This window comes from Microbulbifer sp. JSM ZJ756 (assembly GCF_044383805.1).
GTDB classification, from domain to species: domain Bacteria; phylum Pseudomonadota; class Gammaproteobacteria; order Pseudomonadales; family Cellvibrionaceae; genus Microbulbifer; species Microbulbifer zhoushanensis.
The window spans coordinates 309,722-332,964 of sequence record NZ_JBISER010000002.1; the positions used below are offsets into that span (position 1 = coordinate 309,722).

Annotated in this window: 19 protein-coding genes; 15 read left to right on the forward strand and 4 right to left on the reverse strand. The window is 61.2% G+C overall.

Translation table 11 applies throughout. The annotated features are described in order from the left end of the window. Positions 1 to 19: 19 nt before the first annotated feature. Complete coding sequence (locus ACH6CX_RS05375; protein ID WP_237063736.1) at positions 20 to 634, reverse strand: glutathione S-transferase family protein; 615 nt, start codon at positions 632 to 634, stop codon at positions 20 to 22. Between the two features lie 97 nt (positions 635 to 731). On the opposite strand from ACH6CX_RS05375, the gene ACH6CX_RS05380 reads away from it, so the two are divergent. After that, positions 732 to 2,063: an amidohydrolase family protein gene (locus ACH6CX_RS05380; RefSeq protein WP_232941706.1), complete on the forward strand. Its 1,332-nt coding sequence runs from the start codon at positions 732 to 734 to the stop codon at positions 2,061 to 2,063. A gap of 99 nt (positions 2,064 to 2,162) precedes the next feature. Here the strand turns inward: ACH6CX_RS05380 and ACH6CX_RS05385 are convergent, their stop codons facing one another. Both ACH6CX_RS05385 and ACH6CX_RS05390 read right to left on the reverse strand, forming a co-directional pair. Then, entirely contained in the window at positions 2,163 to 2,888 is a 726-nt protein-coding gene (locus ACH6CX_RS05385; protein ID WP_396675086.1) for an SIMPL domain-containing protein, read from the reverse strand. A gap of 62 nt (positions 2,889 to 2,950) precedes the next feature. Continuing rightward, on the reverse strand, positions 2,951 to 4,126 hold the full coding sequence (locus ACH6CX_RS05390) for an aminotransferase class V-fold PLP-dependent enzyme (protein WP_232941708.1): 1,176 nt from the start codon (positions 4,124 to 4,126) through the stop codon (positions 2,951 to 2,953). A 297-nt stretch (positions 4,127 to 4,423) separates the two neighbouring features. Here ACH6CX_RS05390 and ACH6CX_RS05395 point away from each other — a divergent pair, with 297 nt between their 5' ends. From ACH6CX_RS05395 to ACH6CX_RS05415, 5 genes are all read left to right on the forward strand, one after another. Continuing rightward, the gene (locus ACH6CX_RS05395; protein WP_232941709.1) at positions 4,424 to 4,864 is read left to right on the forward strand and encodes a VOC family protein; all 441 of its coding nucleotides are present in this window, start codon (positions 4,424 to 4,426) and stop codon (positions 4,862 to 4,864) included. A gap of 335 nt (positions 4,865 to 5,199) precedes the next feature. Then, a complete protein-coding gene (locus ACH6CX_RS05400) occupies positions 5,200 to 6,306 on the forward strand; it encodes a hypothetical protein (protein ID WP_396675089.1) in 1,107 nt (368 codons plus the stop codon). Next, positions 6,303 to 6,974, forward strand: coding sequence for a GntR family transcriptional regulator (locus ACH6CX_RS05405; RefSeq protein WP_237063733.1), 672 nt, complete (start codon positions 6,303 to 6,305; stop codon positions 6,972 to 6,974). The genes ACH6CX_RS05400 and ACH6CX_RS05405 overlap by 4 nt, the downstream gene beginning before the upstream one ends. Before the next feature lie 6 nt (positions 6,975 to 6,980). Next, on the forward strand, positions 6,981 to 7,289 hold the full coding sequence (locus ACH6CX_RS05410; RefSeq protein ID WP_232941712.1) for a DUF6122 family protein: 309 nt from the start codon (positions 6,981 to 6,983) through the stop codon (positions 7,287 to 7,289). Between the two features lie 251 nt (positions 7,290 to 7,540). Then, positions 7,541 to 8,935: a Type 1 glutamine amidotransferase-like domain-containing protein gene (locus ACH6CX_RS05415; RefSeq protein ID WP_396675091.1), complete on the forward strand. Its 1,395-nt coding sequence runs from the start codon at positions 7,541 to 7,543 to the stop codon at positions 8,933 to 8,935. A 58-nt stretch (positions 8,936 to 8,993) separates the two neighbouring features. On the opposite strand, the gene ACH6CX_RS05420 is transcribed toward ACH6CX_RS05415, so the two are convergent. Then, positions 8,994 to 9,230 (reverse strand): hypothetical protein, encoded by a 237-nt coding sequence (locus tag ACH6CX_RS05420; RefSeq protein WP_232941714.1) that lies wholly within the window; start codon positions 9,228 to 9,230, stop codon positions 8,994 to 8,996. A gap of 321 nt (positions 9,231 to 9,551) precedes the next feature. Between ACH6CX_RS05420 and ACH6CX_RS05425 the strand changes: the two genes are divergently transcribed. The 9 genes from ACH6CX_RS05425 to ACH6CX_RS05465 all read left to right on the forward strand — a co-directional run bounded on the left by ACH6CX_RS05425 (position 9,552) and on the right by ACH6CX_RS05465 (position 23,195). Then, positions 9,552 to 12,353 (forward strand): TonB-dependent receptor plug domain-containing protein, encoded by a 2,802-nt coding sequence (locus ACH6CX_RS05425; protein ID WP_396675093.1) that lies wholly within the window; start codon positions 9,552 to 9,554, stop codon positions 12,351 to 12,353. Between the two features lie 75 nt (positions 12,354 to 12,428). Further along, positions 12,429 to 13,946, forward strand: coding sequence for a putative basic amino acid antiporter YfcC (yfcC, locus tag ACH6CX_RS05430; RefSeq protein WP_396675095.1), 1,518 nt, complete (start codon positions 12,429 to 12,431; stop codon positions 13,944 to 13,946). 16 nt (positions 13,947 to 13,962) lie between these two features. After that, positions 13,963 to 15,135: a beta-aspartyl-peptidase gene (iadA, locus tag ACH6CX_RS05435; RefSeq protein WP_232941717.1), complete on the forward strand. Its 1,173-nt coding sequence runs from the start codon at positions 13,963 to 13,965 to the stop codon at positions 15,133 to 15,135. A gap of 1 nt (position 15,136) precedes the next feature. Further along, positions 15,137 to 16,102: a helix-turn-helix domain-containing protein gene (locus ACH6CX_RS05440; protein WP_232941718.1), complete on the forward strand. Its 966-nt coding sequence runs from the start codon at positions 15,137 to 15,139 to the stop codon at positions 16,100 to 16,102. Next, the gene (locus ACH6CX_RS05445) at positions 16,099 to 17,400 is read left to right on the forward strand and encodes a cyanophycinase (protein ID WP_232941719.1); all 1,302 of its coding nucleotides are present in this window, start codon (positions 16,099 to 16,101) and stop codon (positions 17,398 to 17,400) included. Before ACH6CX_RS05440 ends, ACH6CX_RS05445 begins: the two co-directional genes overlap by 4 nt. A 197-nt stretch (positions 17,401 to 17,597) precedes the next feature. Further along, positions 17,598 to 19,025 carry an aspartate ammonia-lyase gene (locus tag ACH6CX_RS05450; protein ID WP_334078540.1) on the forward strand — a complete coding sequence of 476 codons (1,428 nt, stop codon included), beginning with the start codon at positions 17,598 to 17,600 and terminating at the stop codon, positions 19,023 to 19,025. Between the two features lie 159 nt (positions 19,026 to 19,184). Further along, a complete protein-coding gene (locus ACH6CX_RS05455; RefSeq protein ID WP_232941721.1) occupies positions 19,185 to 20,534 on the forward strand; it encodes an aspartate aminotransferase family protein in 1,350 nt (449 codons plus the stop codon). 69 nt (positions 20,535 to 20,603) lie between these two features. Further along, positions 20,604 to 21,989, forward strand: a complete 1,386-nt coding sequence (locus ACH6CX_RS05460) for a glutamine synthetase family protein (RefSeq protein WP_232941722.1) — start codon at positions 20,604 to 20,606, stop codon at positions 21,987 to 21,989. Between the two features lie 333 nt (positions 21,990 to 22,322). Continuing rightward, positions 22,323 to 23,195 carry an OmpW family protein gene (locus ACH6CX_RS05465; RefSeq protein WP_232941723.1) on the forward strand — a complete coding sequence of 291 codons (873 nt, stop codon included), beginning with the start codon at positions 22,323 to 22,325 and terminating at the stop codon, positions 23,193 to 23,195. The last annotated feature ends 48 nt before the right edge of the window (positions 23,196 to 23,243 follow it).

Here is a 23,243-nt window from a genome sequence, read left to right on the forward strand (position 1 = left end):
TCTCCCGCAAGCGGGGTCGTCAGGCCCGGGCGCTGGGTCGCTCGCTCAATTCATCCCGCCAGCGTTTCAGGTGCGGGTGCTCTTCCGCCGACGGGCGCAGGTTGACCACCTTGCCGAAATCCAGCGCGCACAGCATGCTGATATCTGCCACCGAGAAATAGTCCCCGGCCAGATAGCGGTTATCTGCCAGGTGGCGATCCAGCTGGCCAAAAAAAGCCCGGGCCTTACCGGCGCAATCTTCACCGTAGTCCGGGAAGGTGTTCATGCGGTCGGAAAAGAAGCCGGTGGTGTGCTGGAATGCCATGCCCACATTGAACATCAGGTTGAACTCCGCTCGCCGGACCCACATTTCCACCACAGCCTTTTCCTGTGCGTCCCGGCCGAACAGCGGGTTCTCCGGGTATTGCTCTTCAAAATAGCGCTTGATCGCCACTGATTCGGCGATGCTGGTGCCATCCTCCAGCTCCATCACCGGCACCTTGCCGTTGAAGTCCCTGCGCCGGTAATCGTCGCTGAGATTTTCGCCGCGGGCGATATCCACCGGCACGAAAGCCACATCTTCGATACCTTTCTCGGCCAGGAACATGCGTACCCGGCGACAATTGGGGGCCTGGGAATACTCATAGATCTTCATGGGGCATTTCTCTCCACTTGGCGAATAGGGTAGATTGTGGGGTTACACAGTCACTCGACACAACAACAAGACTAAGCCAGTCATAAAAGGTGTAACAATGACCACTTTGACCAATCGGGGAGTCTTCCGTATTCGCGCGGCCGCCCTGGCCGCGGCGCTGCTGGCGTTGGCGGGCGCTTCCCAGGCCATGGCAGAATCGCTGGCGATCTACGCCGGCCAGATGTTCGACAGCGAATCCGGTGAAATGCTTGAGAACCGCACCATCCATGTTGTCGACGGCCGCATAGAATCCGTCCAGAAGGGCTTTGCCAAGCGCGACCGCGAACAGCTGGTGGACCTGCGGGGCTACACCGTGTTGCCGGGGCTGATGGATATGCACACGCACCTGGTGACGGAGTTTGGCCCTCGCACCTATGTCGAGCGGTTTACCTGGAATCCGGCTGATTATGCCCTGCGGGGTGTGGATACCGCCCGTCGCACGCTAATGGCTGGCTTTACCACCGTCCGCGACCTGGGGGATACCGACAATGTCACCGTGAGCCTGCGCAAGGCCATCGACCAGGGCACCATCGACGGTCCCCGTATCTTCACTGCCGGCAAGTCCATTGCCACCACCGGCGGCCACGCGGATCCCACCAACGGGTACCGTATGGCGCTGATGGGGCAGCCGGGGCCTGTTGATGGCGTGGTCAATGGTGTGGCGAGCGCGCGCGAGGCGGTCCGCCAGCGCTACAAGGACGGCGCCGACCTGATCAAGATTACCGCGACCGGCGGCGTGCTCAGTGTCGCCAAGAGCGGCCAGAACCCCCAGTTTATGAAGGATGAGCTGGAGGCCATCGTCGCCACTGCGAAGGACTATGGCTTTACCGTGGCGGTCCATGCGCACGGCAAGGAGGGTATGCAGCGGGCGATTCGCGCCGGTGTGGACTCGATCGAGCACGGCACTTATATGGATGGCGAGACCATCGAGCTGATGAAGCGAAACAACACCTGGTATGTCCCCACGTTGCTGGCGGGAGCCTGGGTCACAGAGAAGTCGCGGGTGGAGGGTTTCTTCCCCGAGATCGTCCGCACCAAGGCGGCGACTATCGGCCCGCTGATCAAGGAGACCTTTGCCGAGGCCTATCGCCGCGGGGTCAAGATCGCTTTCGGCACCGACAGTGGCGTCAGCCGCCATGGTGACAATGCGCAGGAGTTTGCGTTGATGGTTGCCGCGGGCATGAATCCCGCCGACGCCCTGCGCAGTGCAACCTGGAATGCCGCCGGGCTGCTGCAGGTGCAGGACCAGCTGGGCAGTATCAGTGCCGGCAAGCATGCGGATATCATCGCCGTCGCCGGTAACCCGCTGGAGGACATCACCCAGCTGCAACGGGTCCGGTTTATCATGAAAGGTGGCAAGATCTACCGGCAGCCGCCTCAGGCCCGTTAAGCAGGGGCCGCTTACGCAGGGAAGGGAAAGGAGGAGCCGGGCAGGCGGGGACACCGGGCCGGGTGCGCGCCGCCTGCACGCCACCCGGCCGGCCTGTTGTCAGTCCTTCAGTTCAAATACCAGTTCCAGGTTGACGGACATGGTGGTCTCGCCGGGCGCGACCGGGGTGCGGGCATCGGCCGAGGCCATTTCCGCGCGCATCATCGGGCGCGGTGCGCCGCCATTGCCGCCCTCGGAAATGCTCACGATGCGGGCCACTTTCATTCCCAGTGAGTCTGCGTAGGTTTCCGCGCGTTCCCGGGCCAGGTCCAGGGCCTTGCCGCGGGCCTCGGCCAGCAGGGGCTCGGGCTCGCCAATGGAAAAGTTCGGGCCATAGATATTGTTTGCCCCGGCCTCGGCCATCTTGTCCAGTACTTCCCCCAGTTCATCAATCTCACGTACGGTGATCCGCACGGTATTGCGGGCCATATAGCCGGTGATCTGTCGATTCGGTCCCTCGCTGTTGGGGCGGGAGCTGTAACGCGGTGTCAGGCTGATGCCGCTGGTCTGTACGTCTTTCTTGTCGATGCCGGCTTTTTCGATTGCCTTGATCAGTTTCTCCATCTGTTCGGCGTTGGCCTGCATGGCCTGCTGGCTTTCCTCTGCCTCGGTGACCACACCAGCGGAGATATCGGCCTCATCCGGGACCTTGCTGGCCTCACCTGTAGACGAGATGGATACCAGGGTGCCGGTGGGCTTGCCCTCAGTGCCGTTGCCGCAGCCGGCGCCGAAGAGGACAAGGCCCGCAACCAGGCTGCCGGAGATCAACTTCATCATTTTCTGCATGGCGTTTTCCTTAATTCTCCATGAACTCTTGTAATAACGATCAGTTTTGATTTTCTTGCCTGTTAGCTGAATACACGCTGAAACGTTTCGTCTTCTGCATGATAGATGGCAAAACCGAGGCGCAGCAGTTGTTGCCGGCGGTCGCACAGGACACCGCGTGAACCCAGCTCTTCCTGCAGTTTCTCCGCATGCTGTGCGGTGGTGCAGTTGAAGGTGAAAAAATGTCCATGCCCGTTTTCCAGGTCGTGGTGCACCAGCCTGTCGCGATTTAGCAATGGGTGGCCGGCGCTGTCCATGGTGTCCAGGAAGCGCCGCTGGCGGTCCAGCACATAATCATGGATTTTTTCCACCGTGACACCGTCGCGCTCGAACAGCTCCAGGATCGCCAGGGCCTTGTAAAGGGTGGAATAGTCCATGGTCGAGCCGGCGAAACGCAGCCAGTTATCCGCATAGCCAACCCGGTCGGCACGGTTTTCCAGTTCCGCCATATCCGCAAACCAGCCGGTATACAGCGGCCGCAGCGTGCATCCCGCGGGGATACTCATAAAGCAGAGGCCCTCGCCGGCGCCCTGGTACTTGTAGGAACCGGCCGTATAGAAAACCTTGTCGGCGATTGCCCCCAGGTCTGTGGGCCGGGCGAAGTAGCCGTGATAGCCGTCGATAACGAACTCGGTACGCTCCGGCTTGCGCCCGGCGATGCCGTCCAGGTCGGGGAAGGCCACGCCGGAGTCGAAAAACACCTGGCTGGCGTAGGCCAGGTCATAGTGGCCGCGGTGCAGTTCCTGCTCGAAGCGTTCGGCCAGGGTGTCGTAGGGCTCCTTGTGGATGCGGGTCACCTCGACACTGGACTCCTCCTCCAGGCGCTGCAGCTGGCGGGTAAAGCTGTAAAACTCGCCATCGGTGGTCAGGATGCGCAGGGGGCGGGAGAGGTCGAAAGCGCTGATCAGGCGGAATACCAGTTCGTGGGTATTGGGCGCCATGGCGATCCGGTCCGGGCTGGGCAGGTTGAGCACGCGGGCAACCGCCGCCTGCCAGGCGGGAATCTTCTGTTCAAAAATTGGTCCCCACTTGCTGTCCGCGAGGGTGGCGGAATCCGTCCAGTACTGCTGCGCCGCCTCGCAGGTGACGTCTGGCCAGTAATGATGGGAGTGGCAGGCCATATGCAGCGGAGGCTGTGCCCCGCTGGCGGCGCTTTCTGCAGCGCCCTGCAGGAATTGTCGATAATACTTCTGATACATTTGGCTCTGGCGTCCGTAATAAACAACCTTTATTTTACCGCCCGATTGTAGCCGGTTTGGCCTGGCGCAGATATGTGCCGGGCCGGACAGGGCCAGCGACGTAAGCGGTACAGTGACGCTATTGATACGCACAATTGGCATCGCGGTCGCTGCGGCACTTGCATGTGGTCGATATTTGAACGGCGTGCTCGCCTGCCAGGGGAGCCCCGGCCCGTGTCATGGTCGCCGGGGAAAGCTCCCACAGTGGCCCTGCATGCGTTTACCGGTTCCCAAATATACCGTCAGAGGAGTTACACGATGGAATACCTGCATACCATGGTCCGGGTCGCGGACCTCGAGGAGTCGCTCAAGTTCTACTGTGAGAAGCTGGGCCTGCAGGAGATCAGCCGCGTCGACAACGACAAGGGGCGCTTTACCCTGGTATTTCTTGCCGCCCCGGGCGACGCGGAAAGCGCGCGGGAGAACAAGGCCCCGCTGGTGGAGCTGACCTATAACTGGGATCCGGAAACCTACTCCGGCGGCCGTAATTTTGGCCACCTGGCTTACCGGGTAGATAATATCTACGCCATCTGCCAGCGGCTGATGGACGAGGGCGTCACCATCAACCGGCCGCCCCGGGATGGCCATATGGCGTTTGTACGCTCTCCGGATGGTATCTCGATTGAGTTGCTGCAGAAGGGGGAGTCCCTGGAGCCGGAGGAGCCCTGGGCGTCAATGGAAAACACCGGCACCTGGTAAGAGTGAACGGGAAGCTATTGCGCTTGGCATCTCGGTCGGTGGCAGTGCTCGGAATCCTCATGTGCTTTATGCACACTCCGGTTCCTGCGCGCTGGCACCGACCAACCTGCCGGCGCTCATGACGCTTCCCGCGTCACTCTCCGCCTCGAAGGAGGCAGGTGGGTGACTGCGTCGCCAGCGGGCAGTGCTCGGAATGCTCATGTGCTCGTGTACATTCCGCTTCCTGCGCGCTGGCACAGCGAGCCTGAAGGCGCAGGGGAGCTGCACTTTTAAAGCGCCGACGCAGCGCGTGATTGGGGCCGGAAGATTGGCCCGACCTGAAATTGGATGAATTTGTGAAGAAAAGATCCTGCGTAATACTGGCGGGGGCGGAAGCTGCCCGGCGGGTCCGGGAAGAGGGCCTGCGCCAGGAACAGATTTCGACCCTGGTGGGCGCTTCCGGAGGGCCCAAGTGGCTGGTGATCAGCCAGCTCGACCGGGTACTGATGGGGGATTTTTTCCGCGACCGGCAGCAGCCGATTGCCACGGTGGGTTCCTCGATCGGCAGCTTTCGCAATATGTGTTACGCCATGGAGCGACCGCTGGAGGCCCTGGAGGCACTGGAACATGGCTACATCAACCAGGCTTACGATTCCGGCAAGCCCACCCCGGCAGAGATCACCACGGCCGCCGAGCGGATCCTGCAGGGGGTTCTCGGGGATGAGGGCGCGGCACAGGTAGCGGCCAACCGGACCTGGCAGAGCCATTTTGTTACCGTGCGTGGCCGCGGGCCCCTGGCCAGCGAGCGGCGCGCGGTACTGGCGCCGGCCCTGCTGGCATCGGCCCTGGCCAATGCCTTCTCCCGACTCAGCCTGAGCGCCTTCTGGGACCGGGTTGTGTTCCATGCGGGCGACACCCCGGCGGTGCAGTTTGACAGCCTGCGCACGGTCAATATCACCCTGTCACCGGACAATGTCCGCTCCTCGGTGCTGGCCAGTGGTTCCATCCCTCTGGTAATGGCCGGGGTGCAGAATCCCCGGGGGGCGCCCCTGGGCAACTATCGGGACGGGGGCATCACCGATTATCATTTCGACCTGCGTTTCCGGCACCCGGACGGGCTGGCACTGTACCCGCACTTTTTCCCCTACATGGTGCCCGGCTGGTTTGACAAGAGCCTGAGCTGGCGCTGGGTGCGGGGCGGGGCATTGCAGAATACACTGTTGCTGGCGCCTTCCCCCGGCTTCGTTGCCAGCCTGCCTTATGGCAAGATCCCTGATCGCAACGATTTCTACCAGTTCACCACGGCTGAGCGGCTCAAGTACTGGAATGCTGTGGTGGATGCCAGCCGGCGTGTGGCCGAGGATTTCTATGAGATGTGGCAGCGGGGTACAATTGTCGATCACATAATTGAAGTTGGGCACGACGATGTCCTGCACAAGCTGGAAAGGGTAAGTGCCGCATGAGTGAACAGCAGGATTTCAGCGCGCCCCAGGAGGAGTACCGCACTACCCAGGAGCGCGTCTACTTCCAGGTGCGCGATGCCATCCTGCGCGGCCGCTTCCTCCCGGGCCATGCCATTACCATCCGCGGCCTGGCCGCAGAGCTGGACTGCAGCCCGATGCCTGTGCGCGAGGCCCTGCGCCGCCTGACTTCAGAGCGCGCGCTGGAGCTCTCGGATACCCGCCGGGTAACCGTGCCCACCATGACCCCGGAAAAACTGGCAGAAATCTGCGCGGCGCGCGTCGCACTGGAATGCCAGGCGGCCGAGCAGGCACTGCCGTATGTGGGGACCGAGGAGCTGGAGCAGTTGCGCAGGCTGGATGGCCGGGTGACCGACGCACTGGCAGAAAAAGACATTGAAGAGTACGTCACGGCCAACCTGGAATTTCACTTTACCCTTTACCGGCTCGGGCGGCCGCATATCATCCTCTCCCTGATCGAGAGCCTCTGGTTGCAGACTGCCCCTCTACAGCACCTGGTGTTCCAGCGCTTTGGTGTCCAGGAGCTGCCCGATCGCCACCAGGACCTGCTGGAGGCCATAGCGTCCAAAGACCCGGAACGGGTGCGCACCGCCATCCGCCAGGATATCGAGGAAGGCCTCGGCTCTCTCTCCGCAGAAGAATTAATCTAGGATTCCATGTACGGTTTTATCCATATTTCCCTCCACGTCGTGGTGCCCATTGCACTGGCCTGGTTCCTGTTCCGTGACGACTGGCTGAAAGCGGCCCTGATCATGCTGGCGGCAAACCTGGTCGACCTGGATCACCTGTTTGTGGAGGCCACATCTGAACCGGTGCAATGTGCCATCAACACCTATCCACTACACACCATGTTCCCGATCTCCTTCTTCGGGGCGTTGCTGTTCCTGCCCTGGAAGCCTGTGCGTATGCTCGGGGTAGGGCTGGTGGCGCATATGCTGATCGATGCGGCGGGTTGCGGTCTATGATATCCGCAGCCCACAATTGAGCTGTTCACCGGACGGGAATATTCCGCATGCACGGTTTAGGAAAAAGTCAGCTTGAGTGCACCGAAATATTGCGCATCGTTGCTTGCAAATGTTCGCATTGCGCCCGGACTTGACGTTTTTGGCCGTTGCGAAGCGCCTTCACAAATCGCGGATGACAAAGCCGTTACTCTTTGACGACATAACAATAACTGCCCGGCTTTTCGCGGGCACAACACGTCAAGGAGATCACAATGCCCAGCAAGCTCGCGTTGCTCTTTTCAACCCTGTTCCTGAGTCATGGGGCCCTGGCCTGTATCACACAGGAATCCGAATCCAACGATGCCGAGTCCAATGCAGACGGACCGGTCTGCTCCAGCCAGCAGGTGGCCGGCGAGATCGACAGCCGGCGCGACCAGGACTGGTATTACTTCAATATTGACGAGGCGACCACGCTCGATATCACCCTGGGTCACGCCAGTGGCGACGACTTTGACTGGTACCTATACGATCCACAACAGCAGCTCTATGCCGCCGAAACTGCGAACACCCCGGAGAGCGCGTCTGTTTCTGTGGGTGGGGCAGGCATGTACACACTTAAGGTCACCCGGTATAGCGGCACTGGCTCCTACTCCCTTTCCGTTGCCGGAATTCCCTCTTCCGGGGGCAGTGGCGATGGCGGTGATGGTGGCACCGGTGGCTGCAACCTCGGTGCACGGCCGAGCAAGCCCGGGGGGCTTACTACCTACCTGGCCGGTAATCCGGACGATGCCTGCCTGGAGCTGGCGCCCAATGGGGGCGGGCTGCTGGTCATGGGGGGCGGCACTGACGTGGATATGGCGTTTGAGCGACGCGTCAAGCCCATTTCAGGCGGTGGCGATGTGGTGGTCCTGCGTACTTCCGGCGGCGATGGTTACAACGAGTACTTCCTTAACCTGCTCGGGGCCGATTCGGTTGAAACCCTGATGGTCGACCGGTCTCAGCATGCGGACAGCGACTATGTTCTCTGGGCGCTGCAGTCCGCCGAGTTTATCTGGCTGGCCGGTGGTGACCAGTCCGACTACCTCAACCAGTGGCAGGGAACCCCGGTACAGCAGGCGCTGGATGAGGCCCTTGCCCGGGGTGCCGTGCTGGGTGGTACCTCCGCCGGAGCGGCGGTGCAATCCGAGTATATCTACGATCCCGACGGCACTTACGGCGCCTACTCCCCGGAGGCTGTGACCGACCTCTGCCACGAGTACACCAACATCTCGACGGATTTCCTGACCACCGCAATGATGGAGAATGTGCTGGTGGATACCCATTTTGCAGAGCGGGATCGCATGGGGCGCCTGATGGCCTTTATGGCCGGCCTGCCAGTGGGTATCCGTGGCATGGGCGTGGACGAGCAGACCTCGATCTTCTTTACCAGCGATGGTACAGGGGTGGTCGATGGCAGCGGCAATGTCTACGTGCTGGCCGAGGACGGCTCGACCTCCCGCACCCAGGCAGCCTGTGGACTGCCGGTCATCTATGAGAATGTGCTGCGCTACCAGCTCTCCGAGTCCGACCAGTACAACATACTGACTGGGGCGACATCGGTTGCGCCCACCCGGATTGGCATCGACGGCAGCAAGACCAACTTCTATATCAACCAGCCGTACCAGTAACCGGGGTATCCCCTGGGTTGCGGGGCCGGGGCGGGGAGAAATTCCCGCCCCGGCTTTTTTATGGGAAATTTTCCCCTGCCCGCATCGATTGAGGGGTGCCTGTTTTGTAATCGATGGCTGCAGAAAATTCTGTTTGCCACGGGTTCCACGCCGGTCTTCCCTGCATGTCAAGAAACGCTTTACAGCATTTTTTCACCGTGATAAAAAATCGGTGAAGTTCGTTGGATAACAACAAGCAAACACCTCCAAAGAAAAGCACTATGAACTCAAGCAACGTGGTATCCATTGCTGCCATCGAGTGCTGCTCCGCCAACTACCACCTCAGCGAGTGGTTTGACGAGTAGCTTCCACGCATCGGCCTGACCGTGCGCTTGACCCTGTTTTGATAGGACAAAGTTGAGCGTGCCGCCGAGCACAGGGAAGCTATAAGTCGGTTCTCTTTTCCCCGCCTTATATCGCCAACAATATCCAGCAGTATCGGTGTGTCTCCGGCATGCTGACCTGTGTGCGCAACCGGGCCGCCGGCGTTTGCCTGTGGGCATTGCTTGCCCTCAAAAAGCACATTGCAAATCCAAGATAAGAAGGGCCCTGGAGCCTGAACACAGAGGGAATCCAAATGAATAAGAGAACCCATCTTTACAAAGCCATTCGCCTGGCCGTCGGTTGTTCTCTGGTCGCCGGCAGCGCATTTGCGCAGGACTTACCGAACCCCGCTGGTGAGGCGGTGGAGGAGATCACCGTCACCGGTAGCCACATCAAGGGGCTCGATACCGAGGGCGCGGTGCAGGTTGTGCAGATCAACCGCGACGATATCGAGGCATCCGGCGCGACCTCCGCAATTGAAATCCTGCAGGAGCTGACGCAGACCGGTGGTGGCTCCGGCACCTTCTCCACAGCAACCGGTGGGCCACTTTCCAGCAACACCCCGGTGGGGGCTGCAGGTGTCTCCCTGCGCGGCCTGGGCAGCTCGGCAACACTGGTACTGGTTAACGGCCGCCGCGTATCTGTCAGTTCCTTCGCCAAGGGGCAGGAATCCTTTGTCGATGTAAACTCCATTCCCCTGTCAGCCATTGAGCGCGTTGAAGTCCTGCCCAGCGGTGCGGCTGCAACATACGGCGCCGATGCGGTTGCCGGCGTGGTTAACTTCGTGCTCCGTGATGATTTTGAAGGCAGTGAAGTCAGCATCACCCACGGTAACTCCACTGCCAGTTCAGATGAGGGCAAGTACAACCTGAACTGGATCTGGGGGCGCACCGGCGAGCGCAGCCACAGCATGGTGGTGGTGGACCTGTTCAAGCGCAATGCACTCTACGACCGCGACCGGGATATTTCTGCCAACTCTGTTCGCCCCAGCCAGCAGGGGGTTTACCCCAGCTTCAATGACCTGGCCTTTATGCTCTACGACCAGACGCAGACCCCCACAGCCGGTGGCTGTCCGGAAGACCAGTTCAAGTTTGGGCGGCTGGGTGATTATTGTGAATTCAACACCAATGCGGTAGCTGCCACCCGGGATGACTACCAGAGCGGCAGTGTGGTAGCGACGTTTAATTACGACCTGAGTGATAACCTGGAATGGTTCAACAATGTCATGTTCCAGACCAGCGAATCCCGGGGAACCAGCTCCCCGGCCAATTTCAGCTATGCGCCTTTTGATCCCGAGAGCCCCCTGTGGCCTGCGGCCCTGGTCGAGGACATCGTCGAGGAGGGTTCGTTTGAGGGCACCACGGATATCAGTGATTTTTACGGCTACCCGATCTATGCCTGGGGCAAATTCCCCGATCCCCGGGCTGTCGAAGTCGAGAGCCAGTCGGTTCGCCTTTTGACCGGGCTTCGCGGTGAGCTCAATAACTGGGATTGGGAAGTGGCTGCCAATGTTGGCCGCAACGAAAATGAACAGCGTGGTATTTCGGGGCTGTATAACTCCGAGGCCTTCTACAATGCATCGCTGGGCAATCTCTGTGCCGATGGCACGGTGGTCAATCGATGGGATGTTGATCTTGACCCGGTGGATGCGTTTTACGCGGGAGAGACCTGTGAATCGATCGGTAAGACAACAGCCTGGTACAACCCATTCGACGGGCAGGCCGACCAGGTTGATGCGATTGACCAGTTCGTAAGAACTGATGCCAGGCGCAGTGGTGTTTCCAACCTATATGCCATTGACGGTAATATCTCTGGTGACCTCTTTGACCTGCCGGCGGGCACAGTAAAAGTTGCCATTGGTGCAGAAGTGCGTCGCGAAAGTGTGGAGGACACGCCGGCAGCAGATGCGGTTTCGACCACTTTCAACCCCGAGCCGATCCTCGGCTTCAGCTCCACATCAGCCGACGCAGAGCGTGACCAGTGGGCAGTGTACATGGAGCAGGCGATTCCGGTAACACTCGATACTGAAATGCAGCTGGCGCTGCGCTATGACTATTACGATAGCTTTGGCGGCGATTTCAATCCCAAGGTTTCCCTGCGCCATGCCTTCAATGATGCCGTCATCGCCCGGGGTAACTGGTCCACTTCCTTCCGTGCGCCCTCACTGGCCCAGGTCGGTGCAGGTACCCTGCTCAGCAGCTACCGCGTCGACTGTGAAGTGACGCCCGGCGCCTGCGATGGCCTGAATGATGTCGACGGCGAGTCCCTGCTCTCTGAAGAGGTCAGTAACGATAACCTGCAACCAGAAGAGGCCACTACCTGGGGCGCGGGCTTGCTGCTAAAGCCGACGGCCGATACCGAGATCAGCATCGATTACTGGAATATCGAGCATGAAAACCTGATTGGCGTTGAGGAAGATGACTTTATCCTGCGTGCGCTAGCGGGTGAGTTTGACGTGGTCGGTGAGGGTGAGCTGCCTACCGGAAGGCCGGGCCTGGAAGTGGATGCCGGTGGGTTTGTAGTGGATGCCCATTTCCAGCTGACCAACCTGGGCCTGCAGAAAACCAGCGGCGTGGACCTGGCGTTCACCCAGTACCTGGATACCGACAACCTGGGCAGTTTCCGCTTCACCCTGGATACCACATACCTGGCTGAGTTTGACCGTTACCCGTCAGATGCGCTGGGTGAGGTGAGTGAGGCCGGTGAATACCAGTACCCGCGTTGGCTGGCCAATGCCAAGGTGCGCTGGACCTATGAGCAGTGGTCGGCCTCCCTGGGTGCGCGTTACACCCACAGCTATGCGGACGACCCGACCCTGCGTGTCCTGGACGCTGTTGGCCTGCCGGAGACCGCTGAGGTTGAGGTAGACGCCTGGGAAGTTCTCGATATGAACATCAGCCGAGACTTCGACAATGGCAGCTGGCTGAGCCTGCGGGTCGATAACCTCCTGGACGAGGAGCCGCCCCTGGTTCTGGGCACTGGTGCCAATGTGGATCACGTCAACCACAGTTCCATGGGCCGCTTCGTCACCCTGAGCTACGGCCACGCGTTTTAATCGAGCCGGATACCACCGCCCCCACAGGGGTGCGGTGGCTGTTAACCAGTATAAAAACCAACTTGGTGTACCCCTATGCAAGCTTCTGCCCCTGAAGTCGAACGGCAAGGCGCCGGTGAGGTGGTCGCAGAGCCCAAATGGGCAATGCCGGATACCTACCTGATCTTGTTGTGTGTGGCACTGGTCGCATTTGCCCTCAACTTCCTGATCCCGGCCGGCACTTACGAGACCATTGTGCAGACGGTCAACGGTGTCGAACGCAAGGTGATCGACCCGGCCACTTACCAGCAGGCGACGGATGCGCCACAGGGTATGGCCGTATTTGCGGAAGGCGGAGAGATCGGCCTGCTGAATTTCGCCTTCGAGGGGATGGTCTCGGGCAGCAAGTGGGGCGCCTCGATCGGGGTTTTCGCCTTTATCCTGCTGACCGGCGGTGCTTTCGGGCTGATTTTTGCCAGTGGCTCGGTGGAGCGCGGGTTGTTCCAGGTCATCGCCCGCAACCGCGAGGCCGGGCATCTCTACCTGGCCATCCTGTGTGTGCTCTTTTCCCTGGGCGGGGCAGTATTTGGCATGGGGGAAGAGGTGATTCCCTTTACCCTGATCGTGGTGCCACTGCTGGTGACCATGGGGTATGACAGTATCACCGCACTGCTGGTGACATACGTCGCCACCCAGGTGGGCTTCGCTACCTCGTGGATGAATCCCTTCGGTGTCAGTATTGCCCAGGGTATTGCCGATGTGCCGCTGATGTCCGGCAGTGGGCCCCGCATGGCGATCTGGTTTGTCGCCACCTGCCTGCTTGCGGGCTACACGCTCTTCTACGCACGCCGTATCCAGCGCGACCCGGAGTCGTCCCTGGCACATGATTCGGATGCGGTATTCCGCCAGAAGCAGCAGTCGGTGGAATCCCTGCAGACCATGGTCCGCGGTGACGGCTGGATCCTGTTGCTGTTCGCGGCGGGTATCGCCTGGATGATCTGGGGCGTGGTGGAGCGCAGTTATTTCCTGCCGGAAATCGCCAGCCAGTTTTTCACCATGGGGATTGTGATTGCGATTGTCGCCATCGCCTTCGGGCTCAATGGCCTGACGGCGAATAAGGCGGCGGCTGCATTCAAGGAGGGTGCCCAGCAGCTATTGCCGGCAGCCATGGTGGTAGCGCTGGCCAAGGGCATCGTGTTGCTGCTGGGGGGAGACGATCCCAACGGGGCCAGTGTCCTCAATACCCTGCTGCACTGGGCGGGCCAGGGGCTAGCCGATGTCTCCGGCGCGGTTTCCGCCTGGTTCATGCTGGTTTTCCAGACGGTTTTTAACTTCTTTATTACATCTGGTTCAGGGCAGGCAGCCCTGACTATGCCGATCATGGCGCCGCTGGCGGACGTGGTGGGGGTTACCCGCCAGACCGCGGTACTGGCTTTCCAGCTGGGTGACGGTTTCACCAATATTATCGTGCCGACTTCGGCCGCCCTGATGGGTTGCCTGGGGGCGGCCCGGCTGGACTGGGGCATCTGGCTTCGCTTCGTGTTGCCGTTGTGGACGGGCCTGTTCCTGTTCGCCTCCCTGTCAGTACTTGTCGCCGCCCTGGCCGGCTTCTGAGCAGTAAAAAATTGATATGTCACAAATAACACTGATAAAAAACGCCCATGTCTTCGCCCCGCGGGATTTTGGAATCTGCGATGTGCTGGTGGCCGGGGACAGGATTGCGAAGATCGACCACAACCTCACCCTGCCGGAAAATATCGGCCAGGTGGTGGATGCGGACGGGGCCTGGTTGTTGCCGGGGCTGGTCGATTCCCTGGTCCATATCAGCGGCGGTGGCGGGGAGGGCGGCTTTGCTTCCCGCACGCCAGAACTGGACCCGCGTGAGGCCTTTGCCTCCGGGGTGACCACCGTGATCGGCGTGCTGGGTACCGATGCCACCACGCGCACCCTGAATGAACTTTACGGCAAGGCCCGGGCCCTGGATGCCCAGGGACTGTCCTGCTATATGCACAGTGGTTCATACCAGTTCCCGGTAAATACCCTTACCGGCAGTGTCCGTACCGACATCATGCTGGTGGACAATATTATTGGCGTGGGTGAGCTGGCCATTTCCGATCATCGCTCTTCTCACCCGTCGACGGCTGAGCTGTTGAGGGTCGCCTCCGATGCCCGGGTCGCGGGCCTGCTGAGCGGCAAGAGCGGGGTCATCAGCATCCATGTGGGTGGCTGTGACGGCCGCCTGCAGCCGCTCTTCGATGCGGTCAACAATTCGGATATCCCGATCAGCCAGTTTTATCCCACCCATATCAATCGCAACGAGCACCTGCTGCAGCACGGCGTCGAGTTTGCGCAGGCGGGTGGCTTTATCGATTTCACCACATCCACTACGCCGGAAATCCTGGCGTCGGGCGAGCTGCGCGCCAGCCGTGCACTGCGGGTGGCGCTGGAGTCCGGTGCACCGGAGGACCGCCTGACATTCTCTTCCGATGCCCAGGGCTCGATGACCAACTTCTGTGACAACGGCACCCTGCAGGATATTGAAGTGGGATCGGTGGCGAGCCTGTTTGACGAATTCCGCCGGGCGGTGCGCGAAGAGCAGGTGGACTTTGTCAAGGCGCTGCGGGCGGTTACCGCCAATCCGGCAAAAGTGCTCGGATTGCGTCGCAAGGGTGGTATCGGCGAGGGTCTCGATGCGGACCTGAGCCTGGTGGACCCTGACAGTTTCACCATCCGCCATGTGATGGCGAGGGGGCGCTGGCAGTACTTCGACAGCCAACTGCAATTCCGCGGGGCTTTCTCCTGACATGAGTACCCCGGTCGCCGGCAATGTTGCAGTGATACTGCTTCCCGGTTTCCCGATGGGGGCGCTGGGGGTATTGATGGAACGCTTTGCGTTAGCTGACCAGTCCCCACAGGTCTACAGCCTCGGCGGCACTGCAGTAGCGGCCCGGCACGGTGTAAGGATCCAGGCCGAGGTGCTGCCCGCCGTGCCGGGTTCCCGGCAGGCCCTGTTTATCTGCGGTGGACGCCAGTATTCAGGCGAGCCGCTATCGGCAGCCATGCACGAGCGGCTCGCGGCACATGCCGGGCGGGCAGGTAATTGTATTGGTGTCGGCTCGGGCGTTCTTTTACTGGCACAACTTGGCCTCCTGGCGGGGCGGGCCTGCAGTGCCCCGGCAGAGCTGCACTCACAGCTACGGGCCCAGGAGCCGAGGCTGGCCCTGGCCTCACAGGGGGTGTCACAGGACCGGAATATCTGGACGTGCGCCGACGGGGACATGCTGACCTCGATACTCGACTCGTTGCTGGCGGGTTGGCGGGCCCCTGGCAGTGGCCCGGGCGATGCCCCGCGCGGTGAGGTCGGCGACCGGGCACTACTCACCGAGGCCCAGGCGCTGATGCGCAGCAACCTGTCCGAGCCGCTGACCACCGGCGAGATTGCCGATTACCTGCAGGTTACCAGTAAGAAACTCGAGCGGGTGTTCAAGCGCCTGTCTGGCCAGCTGCCGGCACGATTCTATATCGGCCTGCGACTGGCCCTTGCCCGCGACCTGTTGCACCACAGTGACCTCAGCATCGAGGAAATTGGCAAGCGCTGCGGGTTTGGCTCGCCATCACATTTCAGCCGTGCCTTTCGCAATTATTTCGGCTGCACGCCCCGTGAGGAGCGGCAGCATCCTGTTCATCCCGGTTTTAGCCGGGGCCGCAGTGGGGGCAACCCCGGCTGCGGCCCGACAACGGGAACCACTTACCGCGAGTGTTTACGATGATAAAAAGACTGTACCGAACTCTTCTGATTACCGCCGCTGTCGCTGTTTCCGCCTGTGGCGATGCCCGCGGCGGGGCCAGTGAGATGGCGCCTGCACAGGGGCAGGCCCGTGAAGGCCGGTTGTTGATTGTGGGCGGCGCGCTGCGCAGTGATAACGCCGCCGTGTACCGGGCGTTTATCGACTCGATCCCGGCCGGCTACCCGGAAGTAGCCATCGTGCCGGCGGCCTCCGGGCGCCCGGCGCACTATGCCGGGCAGTTCCTGAAGGACCTGCGCGACCACGGGTACAAGGGGCCCGTGCATGTGCTCCCGGTAGCGGTGCGCGACGACCCCGACAGCGAGGAGGATGAAAGCACCTGGGCCCGCGGGGCCTTTGATGAGAAGGTGGTCGCCACCATGAGCAGGGTTGGCGGTATCTGGTTCGTGGGTGGTGACCAGACCCGCATTACCCAGACCCTGGTGGGCCCGGGTGGTGACGATTCCCCGCTCCTGGCCGCGATCCGGGAACAGCTCGCCAGGGGTGCTGTGGTGGGCGGTACCAGCGCTGGTGCCGCAATCATGAGTAACCCGATGATTGCCGCCGGGGACTCCCTGAGCGCGCTGACCCGGCCGGGGACCGACGAATACGCGGGTATGGAGGCACAGGAATCCGGCCTGCTGGTGGTCAAGCCCGGCCTGGGTTTTTTCCCCGGCGGTATTGTCGACCAGCACTTCGATCGCAAGAGCCGGCTGGGTCGGCTGATCCGGGCGCTGGCACCGGCGCACAGTGAGGACCTCCGCCTGGGTTATGGTATCGATGAGGATACCGCGGCGATGGTGCACCTGGATTCCGGGGAGCTGGAGGTGATCGGCAGCGGCAATATGATCCTGGTGGATGCACGCGATGCGCGGTTTGCCGACGAAGGTCGCTTCGCCGTGGACGGGCTGTTGCTGTCGGTGTTCAGCCACGGCGACAGCTATAACTGGCAAACCGGTGAAAAGCACATGGATGGCGCCCAGACCCGTGACCGGGAGGCATTCTCCTACGAGGCGCAGCAGGGCGCTGGCCTGGCGCTGCCCAACAGCCGCCTGGATCACCTGCTGGGATTCTCCCTGCTGGACAACGACAAAAGCCGCGAGCTGCGCCGCTATGCCTTCAGTGAGGCCGGCGACGGGGTACGATTCCGCTTCGAGCAGACCGATGACAGCCGGGGCTACTGGCGTTACGGTTCCGGTACCAAGGACCAGTACTCGATCAGCGATGTCAGGCTGTCGGTGGAGCCGGTGGCGGTGGAGATTCACCGGGGAAGCCCTGAATAAATCCATGGCCCCGCTGGCTTCCAGGCCCGGCCACTGAATTCTCGCCACCGGGCCGGCGAGAATCGCCAGCCCCGATTGCCGGTTAGTCCGCGGGCGTTACTATGCTCCCGCCCGGAACCCGGGCACTGATTCTTTCCCGTTTTATTCCCGGGCCGGGCGCGACCGCGTGCCGGCCGGATCTCTTTGTGGAAAACGACATGAGCGACACCGCCAACTTTCGTGTGGAAAAAGACCTGCTGGGCGAGCGGTCGGTACCGGCAGCGGCCTACTACGGGGTGCAGACCCTGCGGGCACTGGAGAACTTCAGTATCAGCGGTATTCCCCTGAACCACTTTCCCGACCTGGTAACCGCGCTGGCCATGGTCAAGCGTGCCTGTGCCCTGGCCAATAGCGACCTGGGCAAGCTGGACGAGGAACAGCTCGGGGCGATTGTGCACGCCTGTGATGAGCTGATCGGGGGGCAGCACCACGAGCATTTCTGTGTGGATATGATCCAGGGGGGCGCCGGCACCTCGACCAATATGAATGCAAACGAAGTGATCGCCAACCGGGCCCTGGAAATCCTGGGGCGCGAGCGCGGGGATTATGATGCCCTGCATCCCAATATCCACGTCAACATGTCCCAGTCCACCAATGATGTTTATCCCACGGCACTGCGCCTGTCGATGGTCTTTGGGTTGCGCGGGCTCACTGCCGCCGCGGCCCGGTTGCAGCAGGCGCTGGCGGAGAAGGGGAGGGAATTCGCCCCGGTCCTGAAAATGGGGCGCACCCAGCTGCAGGATGCGGTACCCATGTCGCTGGGCCAGGAGTTCAATGCCTTCGCCACCAATATCGGTGAGGAGGTGGCGCGCCTCAATGAAATGGCCGAGTTGCTGACCGAGGTCAATCTGGGCGGCACCGCCATTGGCACCGGGCTGAATACCGAGGCGGATTACCGCGACCTGGCCATCGGCCACCTGCGGAGTATCAGCGGTGTACCGGTGAAGGCCGCCGCCGACCTGGTGGAGGCCACTTCGGACATGGGGGCGTTTGTCCTCTTGTCGGGCATGCTCAAGCGCTGCGCGATCAAACTGTCGAAGATATGTAACGACCTGCGGCTGTTGTCCTCCGGTCCCCGCGCCGGACTCAACGAAATCAACCTGCCGCAGAAGCAGCCGGGCTCATCGATCATGCCGGGCAAGGTCAACCCGGTAATCCCGGAAGCGGTCAACCAGGTGGCCTTTACCGTGGTCGGCAACGACACCGCCATCACCATGGCCGCCGAGGCCGGGCAGCTGCAGCTGAACGTGATGGAACCGCTGATCGGCTTCAAGCTGCTGGAGTCCATCCGCTACCTGGACGCCGCGATGGGATCGCTACAGCGCGACTGCATCCAGGGCATTACCGCCAACGAGGCGGTCTGCCGGGGATACCTGGAGCAGGGCATCGGGCTGGTGACGGCGCTCAACCCCTATCTCGGCTACGGCAAGACCTCGGCCATCGCCCAGCGCGCGCTGGCGACCGGGCGCGGCGTGGCGGAGCTGGTGATCGAGGAAAAGCTGATGAGCCCGGAGCAACTGGAGGCCCTGCTGAGCCCCGAGGCCATGCTGGCCCCCCTGGCCAGCAAGCGCGACCTGCCGGTCTGAATGCGCACCGGGGCATTCTTACCCTAGAGTGACTGCAGTCAGCTCTTGCGCTATTCCCGCGGCTGGCACTAAAATGTGATCACAAATTGAGGCGGCCGAGCCGCGGGCCCTGCTTTCCGGCGGGGCCTGGTCGCGCTGTAACCAGTCAGGAGTGAGAATATGAACAAGAGCGAGCTGCAACAACACGACCGCGAGCACCTGCTGCACCCGTTTACCGATTTCAATGACCTGGGTAAACAGGGCACCCGCGTGATCACCAATGCCGATGGCGCGTATATCACCGACATCGACGGCAATCGCATGCTCGACGGCATGTCCGGCCTGTGGTGCTGTAACCTGGGCTACAGCCGCAATGAGATTGCCGACGCCATTTACGAGCAGCTGCGCACGCTGCCGTTCTATAACAGCTTCTTCCAGTGCACCACCGTGCCCTCCATCCAGCTGGCGGACGCCCTGGCAGAGGTGACCCCGGCGCACATGAACAACGTCTTCTTTACCGGTTCCGGTTCCGAGGCCAACGATACCAACCTGCGTATCATCCGCCGCTACTGGGACCTGAAAGAGCAGCCGGAAAAGCGCATCGTGATCTCGCGCAAGAACGCCTATCACGGTTCCACCATCGGCGGCGCCAGCCTGGGCGGCATGAACGGCATGCACAAGCAGTTCCAGGCGCTGGATTACATCGAGCATATCCAGCAGCCTTACTGGTTCGGCGAAGGTGCCGATATGTCCCCGGAAGAGTTCGGTGTCCAGGCGGCGCGCAGCCTGGACGAGAAAATCCAGGAACTGGGCCCGGAAAAGGTGGCGGCATTTATTGCCGAGCCGATCCAGGGCGCTGGCGGTGTGATCATCCCGCCGGAGACCTACTGGCCGGAAGTGAAAAAGGTACTCGACCAGTACGATATCCTGCTGGTGATGGACGAGGTGATCTTTGGTTTCGGCCGTACCGGTGAATGGTTTGGCGCCGACTACTACGGTATGAAGCCGGACCTGATGACTTTCGCCAAGGCGGTGACCAATGGCTACTTCCCCCTGGGCGGCACCATGGTCAGCGACCGCGTTGCCGAGGTAATCAAGTCGAAGGGCGGGGAATTCACCCACGGCTACACTTACTCCGCACACCCGGCAGCCTGTATGGCCGGCCTGGCCACCATCAATATCCTGCGCAATGAGAACATCATCGGCAATGTGCGCGATGTGACCGGTCCCTACCTGGCCAAGCGCTGGGCCGAGCTGGCGGATCACCCGATTGTCGGTGAGGCCCGCAGCCTGGGTATGGTGGGTGCGCTGGAACTGGTGAAGGACAAGTCCAGCCGTGCGCGATTCGATGAGGATTGCACTGCCGGCGGTGTCTGCCGCGACATGAGCATCAAAAATGGCCTGGTCATGCGCGCAACCGGTGACACGATGATTATCGCGCCGCCGCTGATTATCACCACCGAGCAGGTTGACGAGCTGGTGGATAAGGCGCACCGCGCGCTGGATGATACTGCCAAGGCTCTGGCGTAAACTCTGTCCCAGCGGGCGCCGCCGGCGCCCGCTTCGCTTTTTGGCCACCTTTTTATTGCCAGGCTATTTATGTCAGAAGAACAACGATTCTCCCCGTCCCCGGAGATTCTCGACGCATCGGAAACCTTCCTGCGCGAGCATCCCGACCTGAAGTGGATCGAGGGCTTTGCCTTTGATATCAACGGTATCCCCCGCGGCAAGTGGCTGCCGGCCGAGGCTGCAGACAAGCTGCTGAAGGGCGGCCTGCAGATGCCGCGCAGTGCCGTCAGCCTGGATGTCTGGGGCCGGGATATCGAAAACAGCCCGCTGGTGTTTGCCAGCGGCGACAGTGATGGGGTCTGTGTGCCCGTGTCGCCAATTTCCATGGCGCCCTGGCACCGGGAGAAAACCGCACAACTGCACATGCAGCTGCACGAGGCAGACGGTTCACCGCTGTACGCGGATCCCCGCACCCAGTTGCAGCGGGTAGTCGAGCGGCTGGGTGAGCTGGGTTACCGCGCTGTCTGCGCCACCGAGCTTGAGTTTTACCTGCTGCGTGAAGATGCAGACCACCTGGCCCGGCCGCGACCGGTCAGCGACAACGACGCCGACCTGGTGCCATCCACCGACGTCTATGACCTGTCAGAGCTGGATGCCCAGCGGCATTTCTTTGCCGATGTGCGCGCGGCCTGCGAGGAGCAGGGGATCCCCGCGGATTCGATCCTGTCGGAATGCGCACCGGGCCAGTTCGAGATCAACCTGCTGCACAGCGCCGACCCGGTGAAAGTGGCGGACCAGACCCTGCTGTTCAAGCGGTTGTTGAAAGGTGTGGCCCGGAGCCACGGCCTGAGGGTCAGCACCATGGCCAAGCCCTTCGGGGACCAGGCCGGTAATGGCATGCATGTCCACATGAGCCTGATCGACCAGGACGGCAAGAATGTCTTCAACGATGGTTCTGACCAGGGTACGGACCTGCTGCGTTACGCCGCCGCGGGGATGCTGGCGACGGCGAACGACGCCATGGCGGTGTTCGCCCCCCATGCAAACTCCTATCGGCGCTTCCAGGAGAGTTCCCACGCCCCGCTGAATCTGTGCTGGGGGTACGACAACCGCACCACCACACTGCGGGTGCCGGCAAGTGACCCGGAAGCGCGCCGCATCGAGCACCGGATCGCAGGTGCCGATGTGAATCCCTACCTGGTGCTGGCGGCTATCCTGGCGGGTGTCTGTCACGGAATCGAGCAGCAGCTGGAGGCCCCTGCGCCTGTTGAGGGGGATGCCTACCAGGTGGAAAGCGAGCAGCTGGTCAATACGTGGGGCGCTGCACTCCAGCGTTTTGAGCAGAGTGCCCTGTGGCAAAAATACCTCGACCCGCGGTTTGTGGAGCTGTTTGTGTTGCTCAAGCGGCAGGAGCTTGCGGAGATCGACGCCCGGGTTACCGATGTGGAATACCAGAGTTACCTGCATCGCGTGTGATGCGTCACAGCTCAAGTGCCGGCGCCGGCCTGTTGTGAGCAGAAAAAGATGGGATTCGCGACTGCCACTGGCTGCGGCAAAAATTCCTCTGCTATACCTAGAGTCAGACAGGCAAACAGCGTGTCTTAAGCTCTCCTCCTGAAAGTGTGTTCGAGAAAACTGGCCCGCCAATTGGCGGGCATTTTTTTTGCGATGACGAGTAAGTGGAAAATTAATTTCTTTGATTTATTCCTGTTTTAGGCGAGCCTTTCTGCAGCCCGCAAAACCCCACCTATACTGTTTGTAACCGCACATGCGGCGAAGGAGCTTTTTAGCGTTACAAGGAGTTACCCCATGAGACTGAAGCCCCTCCTCATTCCCCTGGCAGTGGCGGTTAATGCCGGCCTCGCCGCACAGTCGGCTCTCGCGGGCCCCTCAGGTTACCCGGTACAGGCACCCCCGCCCCCCTCCGGCTACATTGCCGGTACCACCATTGTGCGAGTGGGCGCCGCCTGGGTGGACCCGGATGACGATTATTCGACAACCCAGTCATTTATCGCCGAGAACCTCCTGTTTGACGAGCTGGGCGAGCCCCTCCCGAACCCGGAGCAGGTCCCGATTGATGTGGGCGTAGGGCTTGATATCGATGATGAGACTACCTGGTTTATCAGCGGTACCTACATCTTCATGGATCACTGGGCGATCGAGCTTTACTGGGAGAGCGAGGCCAGCCTCGACGCGACCCTGCGCTCCGATGCGGTAGTGGCCGATACCGGCGAGTTTATCGGTGAGTTTTCCGAGGGGCTGGGTGACTTTGATTACAGCACGGTAAGCCTGTACCTCGACTGGTTCTTCCTCGACCCGTCCTGCCTCTGGCAACCCTATGTGGGGCTCGGTGTGGCCTACACCAATATCGACGAGGACTTTGTGCGCGGGGTTACACGGGTTGATGGCGCTCGTGACCATGGCCTGATCAGCTTCGGCAGCGATTTCAGCTGGACCGCCCAGGTCGGTGTGGATTTCGCGTTCGGTCGTGATAACACCTGGATCATCAATGCTTCTGCCATGTATGTGGACTCGGAGCCGGATCTGGACCTGGGGTTCAATACCTTCACCCGGCCGGCGGATTTTGCAGCGCCTGTAGAGCTGCCGGTACGGATTCGTGACGAGCTGCAGCTGGATCCGTGGATCTTCAACCTGGGTGTAGGTTACAAGTTCAGTTTCTGAACAGTTAGTATCACTCCCGCGGGAGGGCAGGGTGCTGCCCTCCCGTTT

What these genes read in the sequence shown, in the direction of transcription:
- ACH6CX_RS05390 (WP_232941708.1), bottom strand. Translation starts at nt 4,126, where the DNA reads ATGTATCAGAAGTATTATCGACAATTCCTGCAGGGCGCTGCAGAAAGC.
- ACH6CX_RS05415 (WP_396675091.1), top strand. Translation starts at nt 7,541, where the DNA reads ATGCCCAGCAAGCTCGCGTTGCTCTTTTCAACCCTGTTCCTGAGTCAT.
- ACH6CX_RS05380 (WP_232941706.1), top strand. Translation starts at nt 732, where the DNA reads ATGACCACTTTGACCAATCGGGGAGTCTTCCGTATTCGCGCGGCCGCC.
- yfcC (WP_396675095.1), top strand. Translation starts at nt 12,429, where the DNA reads ATGCAAGCTTCTGCCCCTGAAGTCGAACGGCAAGGCGCCGGTGAGGTG.
- iadA (WP_232941717.1), top strand. Translation starts at nt 13,963, where the DNA reads ATGTCACAAATAACACTGATAAAAAACGCCCATGTCTTCGCCCCGCGG.
- ACH6CX_RS05455 (WP_232941721.1), top strand. Translation starts at nt 19,185, where the DNA reads ATGAACAAGAGCGAGCTGCAACAACACGACCGCGAGCACCTGCTGCAC.
- ACH6CX_RS05450 (WP_334078540.1), top strand. Translation starts at nt 17,598, where the DNA reads ATGAGCGACACCGCCAACTTTCGTGTGGAAAAAGACCTGCTGGGCGAG.
- ACH6CX_RS05465 (WP_232941723.1), top strand. Translation starts at nt 22,323, where the DNA reads ATGAGACTGAAGCCCCTCCTCATTCCCCTGGCAGTGGCGGTTAATGCC.
- ACH6CX_RS05395 (WP_232941709.1), top strand. Translation starts at nt 4,424, where the DNA reads ATGGAATACCTGCATACCATGGTCCGGGTCGCGGACCTCGAGGAGTCG.
- ACH6CX_RS05460 (WP_232941722.1), top strand. Translation starts at nt 20,604, where the DNA reads ATGTCAGAAGAACAACGATTCTCCCCGTCCCCGGAGATTCTCGACGCA.
- ACH6CX_RS05410 (WP_232941712.1), top strand. Translation starts at nt 6,981, where the DNA reads ATGTACGGTTTTATCCATATTTCCCTCCACGTCGTGGTGCCCATTGCA.
- ACH6CX_RS05405 (WP_237063733.1), top strand. Translation starts at nt 6,303, where the DNA reads ATGAGTGAACAGCAGGATTTCAGCGCGCCCCAGGAGGAGTACCGCACT.
- ACH6CX_RS05440 (WP_232941718.1), top strand. Translation starts at nt 15,137, where the DNA reads ATGAGTACCCCGGTCGCCGGCAATGTTGCAGTGATACTGCTTCCCGGT.
- ACH6CX_RS05375 (WP_237063736.1), bottom strand. Translation starts at nt 634, where the DNA reads ATGAAGATCTATGAGTATTCCCAGGCCCCCAATTGTCGCCGGGTACGC.
- ACH6CX_RS05420 (WP_232941714.1), bottom strand. Translation starts at nt 9,230, where the DNA reads ATGGCAGCAATGGATACCACGTTGCTTGAGTTCATAGTGCTTTTCTTT.
- ACH6CX_RS05445 (WP_232941719.1), top strand. Translation starts at nt 16,099, where the DNA reads ATGATAAAAAGACTGTACCGAACTCTTCTGATTACCGCCGCTGTCGCT.
- ACH6CX_RS05385 (WP_396675086.1), bottom strand. Translation starts at nt 2,888, where the DNA reads ATGCAGAAAATGATGAAGTTGATCTCCGGCAGCCTGGTTGCGGGCCTT.
- ACH6CX_RS05425 (WP_396675093.1), top strand. Translation starts at nt 9,552, where the DNA reads ATGAATAAGAGAACCCATCTTTACAAAGCCATTCGCCTGGCCGTCGGT.